Below are 18226 nucleotides of genomic sequence, written 5' to 3' on the forward strand. Positions count from 1 at the left end.
TGTATCCCGACGAACTCCGTTAGCGCATGATAGACGAGACTGTCGAGGAGATACAGGAGATGCAGACGCACAGCTCCTCGACCGTCGCGGTCAAGGCCGCGCAGGCGCTGGAAGACCTCCTGACCCGCGAGTTCGAGACGGTCGAGGAGTTCGAGCGCGCGCTCGAACACAACAGCAACGCCCTCCGGCGGGCGAACCCCTCCCACGCCTCGCTCGTCACGACCCAGCGAGCCATCGTCACGATGGTCACCGACGCGGAAAACGAGTCCGTCGAAGCGGCCAAACGGAACACGGAGGAGGCCATCGACAGCGTCGTCGAACAGGTCGTGACCGCCAAGCGCCGCGCCGCCGAGAACGCCGCCCCGCTGTTCGAGGACGGCCTGACGTTCATGACCCACGACTACTCGTCGACCGTGCTGGAGGCGGTCGAACAGGCCGTCGCGGAGGGCGCGTACCTCGACGCGTACGTGTTGGAGGCCCGCCCGCGCTACCTCGGGCGCAAAACCGCCCGCGTGCTCGGCGAAATCGACCAGGTGGACGTGACCCTCGTCGTGGACAGCGCCTCGGGACACTACCTGCCGGAGTGCGACCGCGTGTTCACCGGCATGGACTGCATCGTGGACGAGACGCTCTACAACCGCGTCGGGACGTTCCCCCTCGTCGCCACCGCGAACGAGGTGGGCGTTCCCGTGACGACCATCGCTTCCAGCGCGAAGATCGTCGGCGAAGCGTTCCGCTTCGAGAACGATTTCCGCTCGGGGAGCGAGGTGATTCGAGAGCCGGCGGAGGGCTTCTCGGTGGCGAATCCTGCCTACGACGCGACGCCGACCCGTCTCCTCGATTCCGTCGTGACGGACGAGGGGACGTGGGAGTACTGAACGCTCGACTTCCTTACTCGGACTACTCCACCCCGACCCACTCCCCGCGCTCGTCGCTCCGCTCGATGGCGTCCAACACCTTCTGCACCGCCAACCCGTCCGCGAAGTTCGGGTGGTACTCCTCGCCGGAATCGACCGCCGAGAGGAACTCGTAGTTCTCGTGGACGAAGGTGTGCTCCCAGCCGATGACGTGACCCGGCGGCCACCAGTGCTCGATGTAGGGGTCCGACTCGTCGGTCACGAGCACCGTCTCGTAGCCCCGGTCGTCGCCCCGGAGGACTTCGAGTTCGTTGAGGCGTTCGAGGGAGAACTTGAGACTTCCCTCGGAGCCGTGAATCTCGATGGTGTGGTCGTTCTTGTGCCCCGTTGCGAACCGCGAGGCTTCGAAGGTTCCCATCACGCCCCCCTCCAACTCGGCCTGCGCGGAGTAGGCGTCGTCCACCGTGACCGGGCGGGTCTCGTCCTCGCCGGGAACCGGGCGCTCGTCCACGAAGGTTTCGAGGTGGCCGGAGACGCGCTCCACGTCGCCGACGAGGAAGCGCGCGAGGTCGACGGTGTGCGCGCCGAGGTCGCCGAGCGCGCCGCTGCCCGCCAGTTCCTCGTCGTTGCGCCACGACCACGGCGCGTCGGGGTCGACCAGCCAGTCCTGCAGGTAGCGCCCGCGGAAGTGGCGTATCTCGCCGAGGGTGCCGTCGTCGATGAGTCCCTTGGCGTACCGGATGGCCGGGATGAACCGGTAGTTGAACGCGGTCGCGGTCGGCACGCCGGCCGATTCCGCGGCGTCGGCCATGCGCTCCGCGTCGTCCAGCGTGGCCGCGAGTGGCTTCTCGCAGAGCACCGGAATCCCCGCGTCGAGGGCGGCGACGGAGGGTTCGGCGTGGACGAAGTTCGGCCCGAGGTTATAGAACGCGTCCACGTCGCCTACGACCTCCTCCCAGTCCGTGCTCGTCTCGGCGAACCCGAGGCGGTCCGCCGCGTCTTCGAGCGCGGATTCGTCCCGCCCGACGAGGACGTGGCGCTCCACGTCCGGCGCGTCGGGGAAGAACATCGGCAGGCGCGCCATCGCGTTCGCGTGGGCCTTGCCCATGAATCGATAGCCGAGAACGCCGACTTTCAACGTCATGGTTTGGCGTTCTTCGTGAGAGGGCTTAGTGTTTGATGGCTAGCGACCCCGCGTCGGAATTCCCCTCGCGGGGCGGTGTGCTCGCTCCGGACGTCCCCGGTCGCTCTCGGCGCGAGCGTTGCGGGTACCGGGGCGGCGGTGGCCTCGAAAGCCCCCGGGCGTTCGTCCGGTCGCAGCGTCCGACGGTCGCGGGGCGGAAGTCGAGAGCGCGGGGATTTTCCGGACGGTCACGGGGGATTCGATACCTCATCCGACAGAAACGCGTCTTCGGGACCCCATGTCCGAAAATCGCATCCGCGTCTCCGCCCGCGGTCTGGTTCGCCGCGGCGACGAAATTCTCGTCGCGCGGGACCGGGACCCGGCCGAAGGCGAGCGCTTCCACTACCTCCTCGGCGGGGGCGTCGAGTTCGGCGAGCACAGCGAAGACGCCCTGCACCGGGAGTTCGAGGAGGAACTCGGCGTCTCGCTGGCGAACGTCTCGCCCTTCGAAACGTACGAGGGGGTGTTCACCTTCGACGGCCGGCGGGCGCACGAGGTCTGGCGGGTCTACGAGGCCGACATCGCGGAATCGTGGCCGTACGAGCGGGATTCGTTTCCGGGCTACGAACCCGAGTTCGACGAGGAGTTCGAGTGCCTGTGGAAATCCCCGTCGGATTTCGCCGTCGCGGGCGAGACGCTGTATCCCGAATCGCTGCTTTCGGATATCTAGGCGTCGACTACTCGGCCCAGTACGCTTCGCCGGGGCTCGTCCGGAACACGGCGCGCTCCAACAGTTCGACCGCCTTCTCCAGCCCCTCGCGCGAACTCGTCAGCGAGTCCTCGTGTTCGATGGAGAGCGCGCCGTCGTACTCGATCATCCGGAGCGCGCTGACGACGTCCTTCCAGTGCTCCTCGCCGTGGCCGTAGCCGACGGAGCGGAACAGCCACGAGCGGTTGGCCTCCTCGGTGTAGGGGGTCGTGTCGAGCACGCCCTTGTAGCGGGCCTGCGACTCGTACACCTTCGTGTCCTTCGCGTGGAAGTGGTGGATGGCGTCGTGTTCGCCGAGGAAGCGGATGGCCTCGGTCACGTCGATGCCCTGCCAGTAGAGGTGGCTGGGGTCGAAGTTCGCGCCGATGCGCTCGTTGGTCGCGTTCCGCAGTTCGAGCAGTCCGGCGGGTTCGTGGATGAGCATGTTCGGGTGCATCTCGATGGCGACGTCCACGCCGTGGTCGGCGGCGTGCTCCGCGATGTCGCGCCAGTACGGGATGGCGACCTCCTCCCACTGGTACTCCAGCGCGTCGGCGTGGTCGCCCGGCCACGGGGCCGTGACCCAGTTCGGAACCTCGTCGTTCGGGCCGCCGGCGGGCAGGCCCGAGAAACACGTGACGGCGTCCACGTCGAGCTGGTCGGCCAGTCGAATCGCCTCGCGGAGGTCGGTGTCCGCCTCCTCGGCTTTCTCCTCGTCAGGATGAATCGGGTTGTTGTGGGTCGCCAGCGCGCTTATCCACATGTCGTGTTCGTCCAACAGGGAGTGGAGGTCGCTCTGGGCGTCGTCGTCGTCGAGGTACTCCTCTCGCGGCAGGTGGTCTTGACCGGGGTGGCCGCCGCAGCCGATTTCGACCGCGTCGACGCCGATGCCGTCGAGATAGGCGAGGGCGTCGTCGAGCGATTCGTCACCGAGCGGAACCGTGAGAACTCCGATGTCCATACCGGGAACGATTACTGCATTCGGGAATAAAATTTCGGCACCGGATTTTACGCCATCCCGAAGTTCGTTCGGCAACGTTTACGCCGTCCGAAATCTCACCCGAGGACATGAATCTCTCCGCGCGGTTCGAGAGCTTCGCCGAGTGGTGTGAGGACACGTCGCCGCTCTACGAGCGCATCTCCCGAGGCGTCGCGTCCGACGCCGACCTGCTCTCGCTCGCCGAGGACGTTCCGAGGGAGCGTTCTCCGCCGCACGTCCTGCTGGCCGCCGTCCACTCGCGGCTCCTCGCGGGCGCCGACCACCCGCTGGCCGACCACTACCCGAGCGTCACCGACGACCCCGCCGAGGGCGACCCGTTTCCCGCGTTCCGCGACTTCTGCCTCGAACGCGAAGCGGAACTTCGACCCCTGCTTCGCACCCGACGAACCCAGACGAACGCGGTTCGTCGCTGTACGGCGCTCTTCCCGGCGTTCTCGCGCGTCTCCCGCGAAGTCGGCGGCGAACCCCTCGCGCTGGTCGAACTCGGCCCGAGCGCGGGGCTCAACCTCAGTTGGAACCGCTACGCCTACGACTACGGCGACGCGGGTCGGTACGGAACCGCCGAGTTCGCGCTCGACTCGGAGATTCGCGGCGGATCGCCCCCGCTTCCGGACGAGTTTCCCCCGGTCGTCTCCCGCGTCGGCGTCGACCTGAACCCGCTCGACGTGCGCGACGAGGCGGACGTGCTGTGGCTTCGCGCGCTGGTCTGGCCGGAACACCGGGACCGCCACCGGCTGCTCGCGGGGGCCGTCGAGGTCGCACGGCGTCACCCGCCCGACCTTCGGCGGGGGGACGCCGTGGAGTCGCTCCCGGCCGTGTTACGGGAGATTCCGGACGACGTCCCGGTCTGCGTCTTCGACACGCAGATGCGCTACCAGTTGCCGGAGTCGGCGCAGGAGCGTCTCAGCGCGCACATCGAGGCGGCGGCGGAGCGACGGACGCTCCACTGGCTCTCGGGGCACGAGACCGCGGCGGAGTGGGACAACGCGCTCACGCTGCGGTGGTTCGACGGCGAAGCGTATCGGCGACTCGCGGCCTACGAACAGCACGGAAAATGGCTCCGGTGGTTACTGTAGCTGCACCGCCGCACCCTGTTCCGCGGAGCGATAGATGGCGTCGATGACGCGCTGGACGGAGAGCGCCTGTTCGATGGTGTTCAGGTTCGGCGCGATACCCTCCCGGACCGCCTCGAAGAACACGCGCTGTTCGGCCTTGTGGGCGTCTTCCTGCCGGGTACGGATGCTGGTGTCGGAGAAGTGGTCCGCGCCGACCATGTCCGTCTCGTAGAGGGTGAGCGAGTCGTCGTGCTTGTCGAAGCTCGCTCCGGCGTCCGTCCCGCGGACGTAGTACTTCTCGTTCGACGAGCGGTTCGCCGCCCACGCGACTTCGAGCGAGATGGTTTTCCCCCCGGCACAACGGATGAACGCGCTCACGGAGTCGTCAACCGTGAAGGCGCCGGACTTCGTGTCCTCGCCCCACATCTCGAGGTAGGTGTAGTCCTCTCGCCCCCCGAACTGCGACCGAACTTCGCCGCACACTTCCACCACGTCGGGGAAGTCGTGGAGGTGGAGCGCGAGGTCGATGGCGTGGACGCCGATATCGATGAGCGCGCCGCCGCCGGCCACGTCGCGGTTGGTGAACCACGACCCCCTGCCGGGAATGCCGCGGCGGCGGATGTAGTTCGCCTCGACGTGGCGCGTCTTGCCGAAGCGCCCCTCGTCCTGGTACCCCTTGATGACCTCGACCGGATTCCGGAAGCGGTTGTGGAACCCGACCATGCAGAACCCGTCGGAGTTTCGCGCCGCCTCCGCGATTCGCTCCGCGCTCTCCAACGTGTGCGCGAGCGGCTTCTCGAGCAGTACGTCGAGTCCGGCGTTGAGGGCGGAGATGGCGTACTCCTCGTGGAACTTGTTCGGCGTCGTGACGATGACGCAGTCGATGTCGGATTCGTAGAGTTCCTCGTAGCTCTCGAACGAACGGGTGTCGTACTTCTCGGCAAACCGCGCACGCGCGTCGGGGTTGATATCGACCCCGCCGACGATCTCGTGGCGCAAATCGGTGATTCTGTCGGCGTGATAGTGTCCAATATTTCCGAGACCGACGAACCCAACTCGAACCGGCTCACTGGCGCTCATAGTTACGCCTCACCTGTGAGACGGTGTTATTCTTTTCCCTTCGGTCGTCGTGCTGCACACAGCTGGTATTTCTGGTTCGGCTACCCGAACGGGGGCGAACGGAACTCGGAAGGTCGCGGGGGGTCACGTCAGTACAACTGTTGTTCTTTTTCCTCGCGTTCGCGCTCGCGCTTCTCCTCCGCCTTTCGGGCGCGTCGATTCGCGAGCAGCGTTCGGACGCCGGGGAGTATCTTGTTCTTCAGGTCGAGGGCGAACGAGACGATACCGTACGCCCAGAAGAAAAACAGGAGCGTCCCCGCGCCGAAGTAGAACCAACCGAGTTCCGTCGGCATCTCAGTCGTCCCCCTCCGCTTCGGTGCCCGTCGTCTCCGCCTCGACCGGCGCGAACTCGAGCCCGTGGGCGATGGCCTCGCCGGTTTGGGTGTTGAAGAGGTGGACGCGCTCCCTGTCGAGCACGACGTCCACCTCCTCGTCGACGTCGATGTCCTTGTCGGGGTTGACGCTCATCAGCAGTTGGTGCGTATCATCCGACTCCGCCTCCATCCCAGCCGTCTCGCCTTCGCCGGTGAGGATGTAGACGAAGATTTCGTCGCCCATCGGTTCGAGCACGTCCGTTCGGGCGCTGATCTGCTGCGTCGGGTTCGCAACGTTGTCGGCGTCTTGGACGAGATACACGTCCTCGGGGCGGACGCCGAGCGTCACCTCGTCGCCGACCGCGACCCCGTCGAGTTGGCCGGGGTCGAATTCGACGTGGTAGTCCGGCGTCTCCAGCCCGTTCGAATCGACGGTGCCCCGCACGAAGTTCATGCTCGGCGACCCGATGAACCCCGCGACGAACAGGTTCGTCGGCTCGTTGTAGCACTCGAGCGGCGGGGCGAACTGCTGGAGTTCGCCCTGATTGATGACCGCGATGCGGTCGGACATCGTCATCGCTTCCGCCTGGTCGTGCGTGACGTAGACGATGGTCGCGTCGAGTTCCTTGTGGAGTCGCTGGAGTTCGGTGCGCATGTGGACGCGCAGTTTCGCGTCGAGGTTCGCCAGCGGCTCGTCCATCAGGAACACGTCGGGTTCGCGCACGATGGCGCGGGCGATGGCGACGCGCTGGCGCTGGCCGCCCGACAGTTCGTCCGGCATCCGTTCCATCATCCCTTCGAGCTGGACGATTTCGGCCGCGCGCTCGACGCGGCGGTCGATCTCGTTCTTGTCGTAATCGCGGAGCCGCAACCCGAAGCTGATGTTGTCGTACACGTCCATGTGCGGGAACAGCGCGATGTTCTGGAACACCATCGCTATCCCGCGGTCCTTCGGCGGGAGGTTGGTCACCTCCCTGTCGGCGATCGTTATCGTCCCCTCCGTCGGCGTCGTCAGTCCCGCGACGGTTTCGAGCGTCGTGGACTTCCCGCACCCCGAGGGGCCGACGAGCGTGACGAACTCGCCGTCCCTGATGCTCAGGTTCATGTCGTCGACTGCCGTTACGTCCTGATACCGCTTCGAAACGTGTTCTAAGTTGACTTCACCCATTTTGTATCACTCCTTCAGCGCACCAGCGGTGAGACCGCTGACGATCTTTTCCTGTGCCACAACGACGAGGATGGCGATGGGCAGGACGCCCACGATGCTCGCCGCCGCCATCAGGTTGTAGAACTGTGCGTACTGACCCTGGTAGCCCAGTATCCCCCACAGCAGCGGGGCCCAGTTCGACGGCTTCCCGTTCGTCATCAGGAACGAGAAGAAGAACTCGTTGTACACCGAGATAAACGTTAGCACTCCCGCCGTCGCCACGCCGGGCGCGGACAGCGGGATGATGACCCGGAACAGCGCGCCCAGCCGCGTCGTTCCCTCGATGCGTGCGGCGTCCTCCAGGCCGTCCGGAATCTGGCCGTAGAACGTCGTGAGGATGAATATCGACAGCGGCATGAACAGCGCGCTAAACGGTAACACCATCGCGCCCGGCGTGTTGTACAGCATCGGACTACTGATGCCGAGTATCTCCACGTTCCCGGTGAACAACCGGAACAGCGGGAGCAGGAACGCCGCCGGCGGGAAGTACGAGATGGCGAGGATGAGCAGCATCAACGCCCCCTTCCCGGGGAAGCTCAGCCGTCCGAAGACGTACCCCGCGAGGCTGGCGAGTATCAACACGATGGCCGTGGTGATGAGCGCCAGCACGAAGCTGTTGAACATGTAGATGTGGAACGGCAACTGTTCGAAGATGCTCACGAACGCCCCGGGGTTGAACCCTTTCGGGAGGAACCAGATGTTCGAGATGGCCTGTCGGGGGGTCAACGCCAACACCAACAGCCAGTAGAACGGGAACAGCGTGGTGAACAGGAAGAAGATGGTCACCACGTAGAACATCGCTTGATAGGTCCGTTCGGGATTCTGTATCGATCCCTTTACCCAGCGCTGGAACGGCCCGCCCTGAGTTTCGGACCCCGCCGTCTGGTCAGCCTGCGCCATCTAGAATCCCCCCTGTGCGCTGTCGCGGAACTTCACGATGTACACCGTCACCACGATTCCGATGATGGCCGCCGTGACGAACGCGACTGCCGCCGCCGTCCCGTACCGGCGGGTGCTGAACGTCGTGACGACCAGACAGGACAGCGACGGCACCGTGGTACAACTCGACATCGTCTCGATGAGACCGAAGATTCGCATCGCCGCGATGGTTCGAAAGAGCATGGCGACCATCACCGTCGGGAACACGAGCGGAAGGGTGATCATCTTGAACTGCTGCCACTTCGACGCGCCCGCGACCTTCGCCACGTCGTAGAGGCTCCGGTCGATGCTCTGGAGCCCCGCGAGGATGAGCAGGGCCATGAACGCCGTCGTCTTCCACACGTCGGCGATGACGATGATGCCGAGCGCGGAACTGCTGCTGACCAGCGGCGTGCTCGTCAGCCCTATCATCTCCGTGAGTTGCGCTCCGAAGCCGATGCCGGGCTGGAACATCAGGTAGAAGATCATGCCCTGGATGACGATGGGCACCGCCCACGGGATGATGATGGCGACGCGCACCCAGCGTCGCCCCCGGAAATCCTGGTCGAGCACGAGCGCCTGCCCGAACCCGATGACCGTCTCGATGGCGACGCTGACGATCGTGAAGATGAACGTCACGGTGAGCGCGCTCTTGAACGGTTGGCTGAAGTCCATGAACGGTTGCGGGAGCGCCACCGTGTCCAGCTTCCCCGTCAGGAGCGCGACGTAGTTCTGTAACCCGACGTACCCGCCGACCTGCGACGCGCCGCGGAGGCTGTCGGCGCGGAGCGACATCTCGAACGTGCTGATGAGCGGCCAGAAGGCGATGACGCTGAGCAGCAACAGCGCCGGCAACAACAACAGGTAGGCGAACTGCGTCTCGCTCAAGTTCTCGATCCACCGGACGGTGCCGGCGTACGCCCCGGATTTCGGCTCTTCCCTGCGTGATTGTTCTGTTGACATTCGTATCACACCCTACTGGTTGTAGTTCTCGATCTCCTTTATCTGGCTGTTCAGCTGCGACATCGCCTGTTTCGGAGCTGCGTCCCCGGAGTAGGCCGAGTGAACGCTTTGGGCGATTTTTCCGGATTCCTGTGGCCAGACGACTGACACGGGACGCGGTAGGGCGTTTTTCCCCGCGATCTTCAGCGTGTCGACGTACCGACCCATGATCGGGACGTTCCTCGCGCGCTTGGAGTCGAGAACCTGGGGCTCCGGCGGAATCCAACCGATCGTCTCGAACATCTTCAGTTTGAAACTGTCCTTCGTCATCGCCTCCAGCACCTGTAACGCCTTTTGCTTCTTTTTGCTGTTCGGGTTGATGGCGACGTTCCAGCCGCCGAGCGCCGAGGCGAGACCGCCGAGTTCCTTCTCCTTGGCCTGCCCCTCCTTCACGCCGTACGGAATCGGCATCACGCCGAGGTTCTCGCCGAAGACCTCCTTCGCGCCGTTGATGTTGATGGAGTACGGCCAGTTTCGGTGCATGACCGCGTTCCCGTTGGTGAACGGCGCGCGCGAGGTCTCCTCCGTCCAACTCAACACCGCTCGCGGTGCGATGTTGCCCGCGTACCCGTTCAGGGTGTTCGGAGCGTCGTTCCCGTGGATGAACGTCCGAATCATCTTCACCGAGTCGATGACGTTCTGGGTGTCCAGGGTGACGGGGCGCTGCCCGACCGGACCGAGCAGGTTCTTCACGCTTCCGAAGTACGTGCCGCCCCAACTGGTGATGAACTCGTTGAAGTCACAGCAGGACAACCCTTCGTAGACGCTCGCCTGGAAGGTGAATCCGTAGTCGAAGTTGTTTTCCTTTTTCACCTTCTCGGTGACTTTCGAGAACTTCTTCCACGAAATTCCCTCCGTCGCCCAGTTCTCCTTGTCGGGGCTGAATCCGGCCTTCTTCACCAAGTCCTTGCGGTACTGTATCGTCCCGAAGTCGGAGAACATCGGGATGGCGTACAGGTCACCGCTGTTCGACTTCCCGGTGATGACGCTCCCCTGGAAGTACTCGTTGTTGACCTTCTTGAGCGTCTGCTCCGACATGTGGTCGCTCAAGTTGAGCAACTGACGCCGGGCGATGAACGGAATCGCCCACCCGCTGTCGACGAGCAGCAAGTCCGGTTCCGACAGGTTGGCGGACAACCATCGTTGGTACTGTGCCTGCCTCGCACCGGTCTGCTCGTTGCCCGCGAGAACTTCGAACTCGATGCTCTCGTCGAGACCGGCGTTGTAGAGCGCCTTCTCGATGGTCTCTATGTTCGTTTTGACGTCGTCGTCGGCCGCCCACTGGAGGACGTTCGGATTACTGGATTGGCCTCGACTGGTGCATCCAGCGAGGCCCGCCGCCGTTCCCGAAGCGCCAACGGCCTTCACGAACGTCCGTCGCGAAACGCCACTTCGCCGACGACGGTCGTTGCGCTCGCTAACACCTACCATGCATTGACAAAAGGTAGCAAATCCATTTATAACTTTGGTGCGATTGACTACGGTGGTTGTAGTGTTTTCTGGTCACGCCGTACTACACTCGCGTGGATTGAATACAGGGCGTGTAAAACTGTTTATGGCCGATGACTATCATTTAAGCATCCCGCGCAGTAAAGCGCGACGCGCCGACGCTGACGACTCCGAGCCGAACGCCGTTTTTGTGCCGCGGATACACCAAACACTTCAGATAAATACGACCATCTCAAACCTGTACGAAATCGTAGATAGTTCGCTCGCGCCTCGGCGGAGTCCTCTCGACCCGCGCCGGGCGCGATTTAGTCGGCGGCGTTAGATGTTCGCTATCCCGCGCGACCAGACCGGCGACTTCGGGGATTCGAGCCGTTCTATCTCCTCGTCCGTGAGCGAGACGTCGATGGACTCGACGTTCTCCTCCAGGTGGTCGACGGTTCGGGGGCCGACGATGGGCGAATCGACCACGGGTTTGTGGAGCAGCCACGCGAGGCTGACCTGCGCCGGCGTGACGCCCTTCTCCTCGGCGATGGCCCGTACCTCTGCCAGCACGGCCCAGTTCTCGTCGGTGAACCGCGCCTCGGTGTGTTCGTCCTCCGCCGCGCGACCCTCGGTGACCTCCTCCTCGTCGCGGTCGTACTTCCCGGTCAGGAAGCCGCCCGCCAGCGGCGACCACGGGATGACGCCGATTCCCTCCGACTCGCAGACGGGGAGGACGTTCTGTTCCTCGTGACGGTCGACGAGGTTGTACTCCGGTTGCATGCAGGTGAACCGCTCGTAACCTCGGCGGTCGCTCTCGTAGAGCGCCTTGGTGAACTGCCACGCGGCCATCGTGCTCGCGCCGACGTAGCGGACTTTCCCCGTCTCGACGAGGTGGTCGAGCGCCGAGAGCGTCTCCTCGATGGGCGTCGTCTCGTCCCAGCGGTGAATCTGGTAGAGGTCGATGTAGTCGGTGCCGAGGCGGTCGAGGCTCGCCTCCGCCTGGTCCAAGATGTGCTTCCGGGAGAGTCCCTGCCCGTTCGGGTAGTCGCCCATCTTCCCGAACACCTTCGTGGCGACGACGAGTTCGTCGCGGTTGCGCCCCTCGATGGCTTTTCCGACAATTTCCTCGCTCTCGCCGTGCGAGTAGACGTTCGCCGTGTCGAGGAAATTGATGCCCATCTCCAGCGCGCGGTCGATGAGTTCGAGGCTCGCTTCCTCGTCGTTCATCATCCACGGCTGGTCGCTGCCGAAGTTCATACAGCCCAGACAGAGGCGCGATACTTCGAGGCCCGTGTTCCCCAGTTTCGTGTACTCCATCTCCGTCATGGCTAGGGGGTTGTCCGGGCGAAAGTATAGGGTTGTGGGCGGACGGGCGAGGGTGAACGGCCTCCGGCGGGGAACGTTCGGGGCTATCGGAGTTGCCGTCCCGACGAGTCGGCGACTCCGAGGAACGAGCGAACCGTCCGAAATCCGCGGACCACCCTCCCCCGCCCGAACACTCAAACTACCGGACCCCCAACCCCTCACCGATGCTAGACGACTTGCGGAGGCCCGAGTACACGGGGGAGAATAGGTGCTGGCCCTGCACGGCTTCGAACGCCGTACTTCTTCTCCTCGCGTGCGCGAGCGTCGCCCGACTGCTCCCCGCGAAGCGCGCCCGACGCCTCGGCGTCGCCTCGGTGCTCGGACTCGTCGGCGGTGCTACCATCGCGCTTCGGGGCTACCTCGTCCCCGGAACGCCGCGGTTCGCGCCACGACTCGTCGACGTGCTCGCGGGCGAACCGACGCGACCGACCGAAGCCGGATCGCTCGCGGGGGAGGCGGCCGACGACGCGGGGGAGCGCGCGCTGGACGCGCTCCTGGCCGAGGGAGTCGTCCACGCGGTCGGCGACTCCCTCCACCTCGACGAACGATTCAGAAGCGACTGGCGCGCGGCGATGCGCCGCGTTCGGGAGCGCGACCTCGCGCCGGCGGTGAGCGACGCCGCCCCCGTCCCCGTCGACGTCGAACTCGTCGAGGGCGGCGACTGGGTCGTCGTCTCGGCGGGCGGCCCCGAAAGCGAACGGTGGCTTTCGCGGCCCGTCGCGATCGCCGAGGTGGCGGCGGTGCGGGCGCTGGCGGAGTCGGGCGTCGACCCCGCGGTCCGCGCGCAGTCGGCGTCCCCGCTCCGGGCGTTCCTCCGCGAGTGTCCGGACTGCGACGTGGAACTCGAAGAGACGACCGCCGACCGCTGTTGCGGCAGCGGGACGAGTCCCCTCTCGCCGCCCGACGAGGTGCTCGCGTGTCCGGCGTGCGACCGGTACGTCTTCAGGTTCTGACGTTCGTCGCGTTTTACCGCTCGTAAGCGGGCGGTTCGTCGGTTCCGACTCGAATCTCGTGCGCCTCGATATCTTCGAGGGCGGCGACCTGCCCGCCGACCGTGACCGTGCCGTTCTCCGTCTCGACCGACATCCCGGCGACGCGCTCGCCGCCTTCGAACGAGAAGCCGACGACCTTGCCGCGAACGACTCGCTCCCGTCCGCTCTCGATGTCGCGGCCCTTGATGGTCGCGTAGAACTCCCCCTCAAGTTCCTGAATCTCCTTGACGCACCGCCGGATGGAGGCGTAGCGCCGGGGGAATCCCCTGTCGCTCCCGTCCGCGAAGAGGGTTCGCTCCGCGGTGGTCCAGAGGACGGTGCCGAAGAAGCCGGAGACGAGAAAGCCCAGCGCGGAGCGATTGAAGATGACGCCGTACCGGTCGCGGTCGTCGCGCAGGGCGTCCTGCGTGGCGTACATCGAGTACTCGCCGTCCGCCACCGCGACGACGGGCGTGGTGATACCCCGGCGAGCGCGGACGGTCGTCGCCACGGCGTCGTAGTCGAACTCCTCGGGTTCGGGCGCTTCAGAGGCCGGCGTGACGAGCAGTTCCGTGCTCACGCCGGAGTCGATGGCGGCGGCGAGGTCGTCCTCGAACCGTTCGAGCAGGTCGGGCGTCAGCGACAGCGCGAGTTCGTACTCCGCCTCGTCGATGACGTCTTCGAGGTAGCGGAGGATGGTCGAACGCGATTTCACCAGCGAGACGGCTTCGGTGTCCCGCGTCGGGGCGGTGTAGCGGTCTTCGAGGTTCGATATCATGTCGCGGAGCGACGACTGCACGTCGGAGAAGGCCTCCTCTGGGTCGATGGCGATGACCTTCATCGGGCGGGATTCGCGGAGTTCGACGAGTCCGCGGTCGCTCAGACTCCGGACGGTGTCGTACACCCGCGGCTGCGGGATGTCCGTGCGCTCCGCGATTTCGCTCGCGGTCAGTCGTCCGTGTTCGAGCACCGTGAGGTAGGCGTCGATCTCGTACTCCCCGAGGTTGAACCGTTCTCCGACTCGTTCGAGCGTCAGATAGAGGTCGTCGGAGGTCATTACCAAGAGCAAATCCACGGAGGATTATAGTAACCCACCTTTTCGCACCACGCTTTTACGACGCCCGAGGGGCGGCGCTCGCGTCGCCGGCTTCGGTCCCGACCGCGGCGAACGGTCGGTTTCACATGTACATGCGGTCGTTCGGGCGCTCGGTCTCCTGCGCCGTCTCCAGTCGCGCCGCGAGTTCCGCGTAGTACTCGCTCACCTCCTCGGCGAACTCCTCCAGCGGACCGGTGTCGACCGAGATTCCGTACACGTCGCGGACGGCGTCGATGAGTCGCAGGGCCGCCTCCACGTCCGGCGTCTGAGCGTGGACGGGGGTGACGTACACCCCGGTCGTGAGCGACGAGTCGAGTCCTCGGGCGACGAGGGTGGCCTTCGTCCCGTCGAGGAAGCCGCGACCCATCCCCGGAATATCGACGCCGTCGAGCCGTTTCTCGCGGTAGTCGTCCGTGGCAACGAAGAAGACCCGGTGTTCCTCGGGGCCGTGCGGAACCGGAATGCCGGAGAGGACGGCTATCTCCTCCACGCCGTTCCCCTGCGTCCAGTCGAGGATGGCGCTGGCGAACGAGTCGGCGGCCCAGACCGGAACGAACAGTTCGCCGACGAGCACCGTCAGGTCGAGGCCCGGCCGGGAGAACAGTCGGGTGTGGTGGTGCGGACGTCCGTTCTGGAACGGCGTGATGGCGGGTAGTCGCTCGGCGGTGACGTGGCCGGTCTCCTCGAGGTCGAGGCGCTCGACGAGATACTGGACCGCGGTCAGTCCGGCGAGTCCGAACTCCGAAAATCCGGCCAACAGGGTTTCGCTCGGTTCCTCGTCGTGGCGTATCTCGAACGAGACGCGCGAGGATGGTGGGTTAGTGCTCATGGTTCGCGTTCGACGCGCCGGGACTTAGTTCACACCGCTGTCGGTGCGGTTACACACGGGGAGCGAAAATGGAGAGCTTTTACTAAGACCGGTGTGAGGGGAGAGTCATGCCGACGCTCGAAGGTCTGCTCGGCGACGTCGCTCGGTGGCTCGGAGATGTCGGTAGTTTTCCGGTCGCGGGCGTCGCCGTCACGGACGTCCTCCTCGCCGCGCTGTACGTTCTCCTCGGGTGGTACGTCTCGAAGTTGGTCGTCAGCCTCGTCGGACGGCAGGTCGCGCGCCGGTTCCGCAGGCCGAGCGTCACGAAGACGATTCTACGGGGGATTCGCGGCGCGATTCTGCTCGTCGCGATGGGGTTCGCGGCGGGGCGGTTGAACTTGGGGTCGTCGGAGATCCTGGTGTCGGTGACGGTGTTCTCCGCGGCGGTCGGTCTCGTCCTCGCGCCCATCATCGGGAGCGTCATCAACGGGCTGTTCGTGCTGGCCGACCAACCCTACGAGATCGGCGACCTCATCGAACTCGTCGACGACAGCGCGCCGGACGCCGGAACGCGGGGGTACGTCGAGGACATCACCCTCCGGTACACCAAGATATTCACGCTCGAAAACACCTTCCTCGTCATCCCGAACGCGACGATGCGCGAGCGCGACGTGATAAACTACTCCGCCGAGGACACCCGCTCTCGGCTCTCGCTCCAACTGCTCGTCACCTACGAGGGCGACCTCCAAGAAGCGCGAGCCATCATGGAACGGGCCGCCCGGGAGACGCCGGAAGTCGTTTCGGCCGGCCCCGACATCCGCATCGGAAGCGCGCGCTACCCGAGCGACCCGGTGGCGAACATCAGGGACTACGCCGACCACGGCGTCCTCCTCGACCTGCGCTACTGGGTGAAAGACCCCTACAACATGCTCCGAGTCAGGTCGCGGATACTGGAGCGAATCTGGGACGAGATCGAGGACGCGGACGTGGATTTCGCCTACCCCCACTCGCACCTCGTCTTCGACGACACGAGCGGCATCGCGCGGGTGTCGGTGGACCCCGAGCGCGCACGTCACCCGGTCGAGTTCGACGACCGCTAACCGACCGTGATGAGTTCGCAGTCGACCTTCTCCCTGAGGAAGTTCTCGATGTCCGGGTCGTCCACCAGTCGGCGAATCGCGCGCCGCCATCGTCCCATCTGCTTGCGGCCGATGACGACCACGTCGGCGCGCGTCGCCGCGATCTCCTCGAGAATCGTCTCCTCGATCAAGAAGCCGTCGCGGACGACGTAGCGGGCGTTGGTTATCCGACCGAACGCCGACTCGACGGTGCGTTTCAACTCGGTTCTCGTCGCGTCGTTCCCCCGGTGGTAGAGGTTGACGTGTAAGACCGTGAGGTCGGCGTCACGCGTTTTCGCCACGTCGATGGCCTCGGAGAGCGTCCGACGGGAGTGGTTCGATAGCGGATACCGAACCGGGACGAGGACGCGGGTCATAGGAGGTGAATCGCTCCCCACTCGGGAGAACCTTACTATCGACGCGCGATGCGACCGTCGATCTCCGGGTCGACGCCGCACTCGCGGGCGTACTCCGCCAGAACCTCGTACTGGACGTCGCCGACCGCCGCGCGGTGTTCCTCGCGGAGCGCGGGAAACTCCCGGTCGGTGTGGAGGAGGTACTCGGTCGTTGCGAGGGCGTACGTCGCGTCCTCGCGGACGGGGTCGCCGCCGACGGTCGCCGATTCGAGGCCCCCCTCCGCCCGGTTCCAGATCAGTTCCACCCCGCTCAGGTGGGCGTGCCACCAGTCGGGTTCGCCGAAGGTGACGGTCGCGCCGTGGGCCTGTCGGAACACGTCGAGCAGTTCCGATCCGGAGAGTTCCGCGACGGCGACCCGCTCCTGAAACGGAACGACGCTCACGAGGTCCGCGACCGTCACCTCGCCGGCGAGCGGATTTCCTTCGCGGATGCCGCCGCTGTTCTGGAGGCCGACGTCCGCGTCGGTCGCCCAGCGGTAGGCGTCGGCGACGAAGTTGCCGATTCGACTCTCCCCCCGGAACGTCGTCGCCTCGGTTCGCTCGATGGGGTCGTCGACGGTGGCGACGACCGCGTCGAGTCCCGTCGCCGCCATGCGCTCGCGCATCGTCGCCGCCACATGGTCGTCCCGCGGCGCGTCGGCGACCGGGTGCCGGGTGACGGTCGGGTCGGAGCCGAACTCGATTTCGAGGAGGACGCGGGCGTTCACGCCGGGGCGGGTAAGGAGCGTCCCGCTCAGTCGCTCTATCTGCTCGGAGTGAACGTGCCCGCCGAGTATCACGTCCACGTCCACCGCGGCCGCGAGTTTCTCGTCGCCGCGACCGAGGTGGGACAGGGCGACGACGTACTCCGCGCCGTCGTCGCGGAGGCGGGAGGCGGCCTCTCTGGCCGCCGGAATCGGGTCGGCGAAGCGGACGTCGGTCGCGTTCGGATTCAGGTCGGGCGTCGCGGGGTCGGTCAGGCCGAAGAATCCGACCCGCGTCCCGTCGAGTTCGCGCATCGCGTGCGGGACGGTTCCGGCGGCCGCGGCGAACTGGTCGCCGTTCTCCCGGACGTTGGCGGTGAGCCACGTCTGCGGGGAGCGCCGGACGAACTCGCGGGCGCGGTCCGCGCCGTAGTCGAAGTCGTGGTTGCCGAAGGTCTCGAAGTCGGGCGAGACGGCGTCGAAGAAGTCGAGCGCCTGCGCGCCCTCCGTGACGAGCGAGAGGACGCCGGGTGACGTGTTGTCGCCGGTTCCGACCACGAGCGTCCGGTCGTCTCGGAGGCGGTCGATGCACCCCGCGAGACGGCCGATGTGGTCGGGGTCGTCGTAGGCGTTCTCGACGTCCGAGTAGTGGAGGAGACGGAGAGCCATCGCCGAGAAGTCTCGGGCGGGGGACAAGGTTCCTTCGGTGCGTTCAGTACCCCTAAATCGCTGGAGTGCCAAACGAGGCGCGATGAAAGAAACGACGACGCCCGACGGCGAAACGGTCTACATCAGCACATCGGAGGGAGAGCGCGGGTCGAAGGGGGCGTTCTTCCTCGTCTATCGGTCGCCCGACGGAGAGGGTCGGTACGGCTACTTCTGTGCCAACTGCGAGACGCTGGACAACGCGATGGACTCGATGGGCCGCATCGAGTGCAACCGGTGCGGAAACCTCCGGAAGGCGACGGAATGGGACGCGGCGCACGAGTAGCGCG

General features: G+C 65.5%; 19 protein-coding genes. 6 read left to right on the forward strand and 13 right to left on the reverse strand.

Translation table 11 applies throughout. The annotated features are described in order from the left end of the window. Nucleotides 1–26 precede the first annotated feature (26 nt). Entirely contained in the window at nucleotides 27–878 is an 852-nt protein-coding gene (locus LIX00_RS14920; protein ID WP_227353983.1) for an eIF2B alpha/beta/delta subunit family protein, read from the forward strand. A 22-nt stretch (nucleotides 879–900) separates the two neighbouring features. Here LIX00_RS14920 and LIX00_RS14925 read toward each other — a convergent pair whose 3' ends face one another. After that, nucleotides 901–2001: a Gfo/Idh/MocA family protein gene (locus LIX00_RS14925; RefSeq protein WP_227353984.1), complete on the reverse strand. Its 1101-nt coding sequence runs from the start codon at nucleotides 1999–2001 to the stop codon at nucleotides 901–903. A gap of 277 nt (nucleotides 2002–2278) precedes the next feature. On the opposite strand from LIX00_RS14925, the gene LIX00_RS14930 reads away from it, so the two are divergent. After that, on the forward strand, nucleotides 2279–2710 hold the full coding sequence (locus LIX00_RS14930) for an NUDIX hydrolase (protein WP_227353985.1): 432 nt from the start codon (nucleotides 2279–2281) through the stop codon (nucleotides 2708–2710). Nucleotides 2711–2717: 7 nt separating this feature from the next. On the opposite strand, the gene LIX00_RS14935 is transcribed toward LIX00_RS14930, so the two are convergent. Beyond that, nucleotides 2718–3689, reverse strand: a complete 972-nt coding sequence (locus LIX00_RS14935) for a sugar phosphate isomerase/epimerase family protein (RefSeq protein ID WP_227353986.1) — start codon at nucleotides 3687–3689, stop codon at nucleotides 2718–2720. Between the two features lie 107 nt (nucleotides 3690–3796). Here LIX00_RS14935 and LIX00_RS14940 point away from each other — a divergent pair, with 107 nt between their 5' ends. Next, nucleotides 3797–4804 carry a DUF2332 domain-containing protein gene (locus LIX00_RS14940; protein ID WP_227353987.1) on the forward strand — a complete coding sequence of 336 codons (1008 nt, stop codon included), beginning with the start codon at nucleotides 3797–3799 and terminating at the stop codon, nucleotides 4802–4804. On the opposite strand, the gene LIX00_RS14945 is transcribed toward LIX00_RS14940, so the two are convergent. From LIX00_RS14945 to LIX00_RS14975, 7 genes are all read right to left on the reverse strand, one after another. Continuing rightward, the gene (locus LIX00_RS14945) at nucleotides 4796–5863 is read right to left on the reverse strand and encodes a Gfo/Idh/MocA family protein (protein WP_227353988.1); all 1068 of its coding nucleotides are present in this window, start codon (nucleotides 5861–5863) and stop codon (nucleotides 4796–4798) included. The two genes, LIX00_RS14940 and LIX00_RS14945, sit on opposite strands and share 9 nt — an antisense overlap. A 128-nt stretch (nucleotides 5864–5991) precedes the next feature. Continuing rightward, nucleotides 5992–6195, reverse strand: a complete 204-nt coding sequence (locus tag LIX00_RS14950) for a DUF8005 family protein (RefSeq protein ID WP_227353989.1) — start codon at nucleotides 6193–6195, stop codon at nucleotides 5992–5994. A 1-nt stretch (nucleotide 6196) separates the two neighbouring features. Beyond that, nucleotides 6197–7384, reverse strand: a complete 1188-nt coding sequence (locus LIX00_RS14955) for an ABC transporter ATP-binding protein (protein WP_227353990.1) — start codon at nucleotides 7382–7384, stop codon at nucleotides 6197–6199. Nucleotides 7385–7390: 6 nt separating this feature from the next. After that, nucleotides 7391–8323, reverse strand: coding sequence for a carbohydrate ABC transporter permease (locus LIX00_RS14960; RefSeq protein WP_227353991.1), 933 nt, complete (start codon nucleotides 8321–8323; stop codon nucleotides 7391–7393). After that, a complete protein-coding gene (locus LIX00_RS14965; protein ID WP_227353992.1) occupies nucleotides 8324–9304 on the reverse strand; it encodes a carbohydrate ABC transporter permease in 981 nt (326 codons plus the stop codon). Between the two features lie 12 nt (nucleotides 9305–9316). Then, nucleotides 9317–10774, reverse strand: coding sequence for an extracellular solute-binding protein (locus tag LIX00_RS14970; protein WP_227353993.1), 1458 nt, complete (start codon nucleotides 10772–10774; stop codon nucleotides 9317–9319). A 336-nt stretch (nucleotides 10775–11110) separates the two neighbouring features. Next, nucleotides 11111–12100, reverse strand: a complete 990-nt coding sequence (locus tag LIX00_RS14975) for an aldo/keto reductase (protein WP_303659900.1) — start codon at nucleotides 12098–12100, stop codon at nucleotides 11111–11113. A 203-nt stretch (nucleotides 12101–12303) separates the two neighbouring features. Here LIX00_RS14975 and LIX00_RS14980 point away from each other — a divergent pair, with 203 nt between their 5' ends. Next, the gene (locus LIX00_RS14980) at nucleotides 12304–13092 is read left to right on the forward strand and encodes a DUF8054 domain-containing protein (protein ID WP_227353994.1); all 789 of its coding nucleotides are present in this window, start codon (nucleotides 12304–12306) and stop codon (nucleotides 13090–13092) included. Nucleotides 13093–13105: 13 nt separating this feature from the next. Here LIX00_RS14980 and trmB read toward each other — a convergent pair whose 3' ends face one another. Continuing rightward, nucleotides 13106–14167, reverse strand: coding sequence for an HTH-type sugar sensing transcriptional regulator TrmB (trmB, locus tag LIX00_RS14985; protein WP_227353995.1), 1062 nt, complete (start codon nucleotides 14165–14167; stop codon nucleotides 13106–13108). Nucleotides 14168–14288: 121 nt separating this feature from the next. Continuing rightward, nucleotides 14289–15035 (reverse strand): proteasome assembly chaperone family protein, encoded by a 747-nt coding sequence (locus tag LIX00_RS14990; protein WP_227353996.1) that lies wholly within the window; start codon nucleotides 15033–15035, stop codon nucleotides 14289–14291. Nucleotides 15036–15142: 107 nt separating this feature from the next. On the opposite strand from LIX00_RS14990, the gene LIX00_RS14995 reads away from it, so the two are divergent. Next, on the forward strand, nucleotides 15143–16114 hold the full coding sequence (locus tag LIX00_RS14995) for a mechanosensitive ion channel family protein (RefSeq protein WP_227353997.1): 972 nt from the start codon (nucleotides 15143–15145) through the stop codon (nucleotides 16112–16114). Here LIX00_RS14995 and LIX00_RS15000 read toward each other — a convergent pair. After that, nucleotides 16111–16509 (reverse strand): universal stress protein, encoded by a 399-nt coding sequence (locus LIX00_RS15000; RefSeq protein WP_227353998.1) that lies wholly within the window; start codon nucleotides 16507–16509, stop codon nucleotides 16111–16113. The genes LIX00_RS14995 and LIX00_RS15000 overlap by 4 nt on opposite strands. A 35-nt stretch (nucleotides 16510–16544) precedes the next feature. Then, a complete protein-coding gene (locus LIX00_RS15005; RefSeq protein WP_227353999.1) occupies nucleotides 16545–17900 on the reverse strand; it encodes a bifunctional metallophosphatase/5'-nucleotidase in 1356 nt (451 codons plus the stop codon). An 82-nt stretch (nucleotides 17901–17982) separates the two neighbouring features. On the opposite strand from LIX00_RS15005, the gene LIX00_RS15010 reads away from it, so the two are divergent. Further along, nucleotides 17983–18222, forward strand: a complete 240-nt coding sequence (locus LIX00_RS15010) for a DUF5816 domain-containing protein (protein ID WP_227354000.1) — start codon at nucleotides 17983–17985, stop codon at nucleotides 18220–18222. Nucleotides 18223–18226 lie beyond the last annotated feature (4 nt).

The organism is Haladaptatus salinisoli, assembly GCF_020614375.1.
Classification (GTDB): Archaea; Halobacteriota; Halobacteria; order Halobacteriales; family Haladaptataceae; genus Haladaptatus; species Haladaptatus salinisoli.